This window comes from Corallococcus carmarthensis (genome assembly GCF_003611695.1).
Classification (GTDB): domain Bacteria; phylum Myxococcota; class Myxococcia; order Myxococcales; family Myxococcaceae; genus Corallococcus; species Corallococcus carmarthensis.
In genome coordinates this window covers 1-3,833 of the sequence record NZ_RAWE01000394.1, presented here as the reverse complement: position 1 = coordinate 3,833, position 3,833 = coordinate 1, and the positions used below count along the sequence as shown (strand labels likewise).

Genomic DNA, 3,833 nt, shown 5'->3' with positions numbered 1-3,833 from the left:
GGTGGGGGGCGAGGTGTCCGCGGCGGGTGTTGATGCGCCCGCGAAGGGGGTCCCGCTGGCCGCCCGGCGCGAGCAGCCACGGCGCGTCTGGCAGCAGCGGCCCGCCTGGGCGGCGATGGCGGCGATGCTGGTGGTCCTGGTGGGCACGGTCGTGGTGGTGCGGCAGCAGCAGTCGCGCGTGGATCCGGATCGGATCCGCGGCGGCGCGGCGGAGGCCATCGCCTCTCAAGTGCCGGAAGCCACCGCGCTTCCCCGTGAGCAGTTCGTGCTCCGCTGGAGCGGAGTGCCCCAGGCCGTGTCCTGGAGCGTGCAGGTGTCGTCGGAGGACCTGAAGTTGTTCCATCGCGCGGAGCGGTTGGAGTCGCGCGAATACACGGTGCCTGCGGACGTGCTCGCGGAGCTGCCCTCTGGAGCGCGCATCCTGTGGCAGGTGGAAGCCCGGCTGCCGGATGGAAGCGTCCAGCGGGGCAGCACGTTCGTGAACCGGTTGCGGTGAGCGCGGCGCCGTCCGCGCCAGGTCATCCAGTCCTTGAAGTGTGAACGCGTGCGAAGCCGCACGCGGTGGTCGTGGTCCACGCAATGACAAGCAGAGGGGGAAGGCGATGAATGCAATCAATCTGGTCAGGGAATGGGTGCGAGCGCTGGCGGTGATGGTGCTGCTGTGGGGAGTCTCGGCCGCGGCGCAGACCGCGCCCGCGTCGTACACGGTGGTCGTGACCACGCAGCCGCTGGTGGGCGCCACGCGTGACATGGTGGTGGCCTCCGTGGTGGATGCGGGCACCCTGCGCACGTCCACGGTGCCCATGACCCTGCGCATCCTGGATGAACATGATGTCGTGCTCGCGACCGTCACGGGAACGGTGAGCGCGGGAGCGCCCCTGCGGGTGAGCACCAGGGCTCCCTCTTCGGGCGGGGTCCGCGCGCAGCTCATCCTGCCGCCGGGCGCCGAGCAGCTGGCCGCTGGCGTCCTGGTCCTCGAGCGGGAGGGGCGCGAGCCACCTCCCCAGAGCACCTTCTGCGAGATTACCGTCTGGGCCAAGGACCCCATCACGGGCATGCCGGAGCCTGTCACCGTCCTGGGAGCATGCTCGGTGGAGGCCGTGAGGTGACCTTGAGGCGGCGGCAGCGCATGGGACGATGGGGCGGCTTCACCCTCGTGGTGGGGCTGGCCCTGGGCGTCCCCGCGCACGCCGCCGCGCCTCTGGAGCCCTCCGCGCTCGCCAGGTGCGAGGAGACCTTCGAAGCGCATCCGGAGGACTCCGACGCGGCGATGTGTTTCTTCCGGAGCGCGCAGGGACTCGATGGGCGCGACGAGGCCCGGCGCAGGCTCCAGGGGCTCATCGCGAGGCACCCGGACCGCCCCTGGCTCACGCTGGTGCTCGGTCACATGGAGCTGATGTCCGAGCCCACGCTGGCGGAGGCGTCCTACCGCCGCGCGGCGCTCGCCTTCCGGCGCCTGGGGGACGCGGAGGGCGAGGTGCTGGCCGGCATCAACCTGCGCAGCGTGCTGGGGATGCGCGGCCAGACGGAGGAAGCGCACCAGTGGGTTCTGCGGGTGGGCGAGGTGGCCCGGGCCTCCGGGGACTCCCGGCTGGAGGTGCGCGCGCTCATCCTGGAGGCGGCCGAGCTGTCCGACCTGGGCCAGGACCTGGGGCGCGCCTATCGCCTGCTCAAGCGCGCGGAGGCGCTGACCTTCCCGGACGGCACCGACGGCATGAAGAAGCAGCTGCTCAGCCCGCTGGCCACGGTGAGCGTGAACCTGGGCCGCTTCGATGAAGCGCTGGATGTGTACGCGCGGCTCGCGGAGTTGGCGGAGCGCACGAAGGACGCGGGCACGGAGGCGCGCGTCCGCTTCGCGCTCGCGAACCTCGCCTGGCAGCGGCAGGAGGAGCGCCCCGAACCGGGAGGCCGGCCGGCGCTGCTGCGGCTCGCGAGGGAGGCGCTCGCGGCGTCCGGACGCGCGGGCAGCAAGGTCTTCGAGGCGATGTCGCTGCGCCTCGTGGCGGAGCTGCTGGGGGCCGGGCCTGGAGAGCGGAGCGAAGCGGAGGACGCCCTGGGCCGCTGCATCGACATCGCGCGGGAGACGGGTCTGCCCGAGCGGCGCATCTCCTGTCTGTGGACGCGCGCCGAACGCCGCGCGGTGGTGGATGCGCCCGCCGCGTGGCGCGACGTGGACGAAGCCCTTTCACTCGCCGCCGAGCATGACAACCCGCTCTACCTCGCCTCCGCGTGGCGAGCGCGGTCGATGGTGGCCTTCCGCACCCGACCGCTGCCGGAGGCGCTGAGCGAGGCGGAGCGCGCGCTCGACGCGGTGGAGGTGCTGCGCCAGTGGCAGCGGGACGCCACCAGCCAGGCGGAGCTCTTCTCCGGCTGGGCCAGTGACTACCACCGGCTCGCGGGCCGCGCGCTGGAGGCTGGAGAGGTCTCCGCGGTGCCACCTCGCGAGGCCCTGGAGCGCGCCTTCGCGGTGAGCGAGCGCCTGCGGGCGAGGACGTTGTTCGAGGCCCTGGTGGCCTCCCGCGCGCTCCCCGTGCAAGAGGAGTCACCGGAGCGCCGGGAGGCGCGGAACGGCGTGCTGCGGAGCCTGTCCGTCACCCAGCGGCGGCTGCTGGAGCCCGCGCTGTCCGAGTCCGAGCGCACGCGGCTGCTGGGCGAACTCCAGGAGCTGGAGCGCCGTGAGCGCGAGCTGCGTCCGGCGGCCCGGCGCGCGGAGCTTGCGTTCGCGTCGCTCGCCGCGACCGAGCAGCGCCTGGGCGAGGAAGAGGCCCTGCTCGTCTTCCTCGCGGGCGCGGATCGCGACCTCCAGGGCGAGCGCGCGGGGGGCGCGTGGGTGCTGGCGGTGACGCGCGAGGGCACGCACGCGTACCGCATCCCCGAACGCGCACGGCTGCGTCCCGCTGTGGCGCTCCTGTCGGGCCTCATCGAGCGCCGTGACGGTTCGGAGGCAGCGGCCGCCGCGGCGCTGTACGCGCAGCTGCTCGCCCCCGCGCTGCGAGGCCTTCCTCCGAAGGTGTCGCGCCTGCTGCTCGTGCCGGATGGTCCGCTGCACGACCTGCCCTTCGCCGCGCTGCGGGAGCGCGCGGACGGACCGCCGTTGATGACCCGGTACGAACTGGCGCGGGTGCCCTCCGCGAGCCTGCTCCACTACTGGCGCGAGCAGCCCGGCCAACCCCCGGAGGGCGAGGCCCTGGTCCTGGCGGATCCCGACCGGGGCGGTCCCCTTCAGGGCACGGCGACGGTGGCCTCCGCGAGGGGCGGCGTGTTCCTGGAGACCGCGAGCCTGGGCGCGCTTCCGGAGGCGCGGCGCGAGGGCCGCACCGTGAGCGAGGCCCTGGAGGACACGGCCGTGAAGCCCCGGTTGCTGATGGGAACGGAGGCGTCCGAGCAGGCCCTCAAGGCGTCAAGTTGGGACGCGGTGCGCATCCTCCACGTGGCCGCGCACGCGGTCGTGGACGTCGAGTCCCCCGAGCGCTCCGCCCTGGTGCTGGCCCCGGGCGCGGCGGGAGAGGACGGCCTGCTCCAGCCCCGGGAGATCACCGGGCTGCGGCTCAGGGACGCGCTGGTGGTGCTCTCCAGTTGCCGGGGGGCCTCCGGCGCGCTGCTCGCGGGAGAGGGCGTGCTGAGCCTCGCGAGGGCCTTCTTCGAGGCCGGTGCGCGCGCCGTGGTGGCCAGCCTGTGGCCCATGCGCGACGCCGAGGCCGCGGAGCTGCTGGAGCGCTACTACCGGCACCTGGCGGCGGGGCAGGGCGCGGCGTCGGCGCTGCGCGAAGCCCAGCGCGAGGCCTGGGAGGACGGCGAGCCCACGGCCGCGTGGGCGGGGCTGGGGGTGATGG

The 3,833-nt window shown here is 74.1% G+C and carries 2 protein-coding genes and 1 pseudogene; all 3 read left to right on the top strand.

The annotated features are described in order from the left end of the window. Window positions 1-496: pseudogene (locus D7X32_RS43550) on the top strand (hypothetical protein); the annotation flags it as partial. Window positions 497-602: 106 nt separating this feature from the next. Further along, on the top strand, window positions 603-1,109 hold the full coding sequence (locus D7X32_RS43545; protein WP_244239510.1) for a hypothetical protein: 507 nt from the start codon (window positions 603-605) through the stop codon (window positions 1,107-1,109). Between the two features lie 20 nt (window positions 1,110-1,129). After that, a partial coding sequence (locus D7X32_RS43540) for a CHAT domain-containing protein (RefSeq protein ID WP_147450511.1) occupies window positions 1,130-3,833 on the top strand: 2,704 nt, incomplete at its 3' end.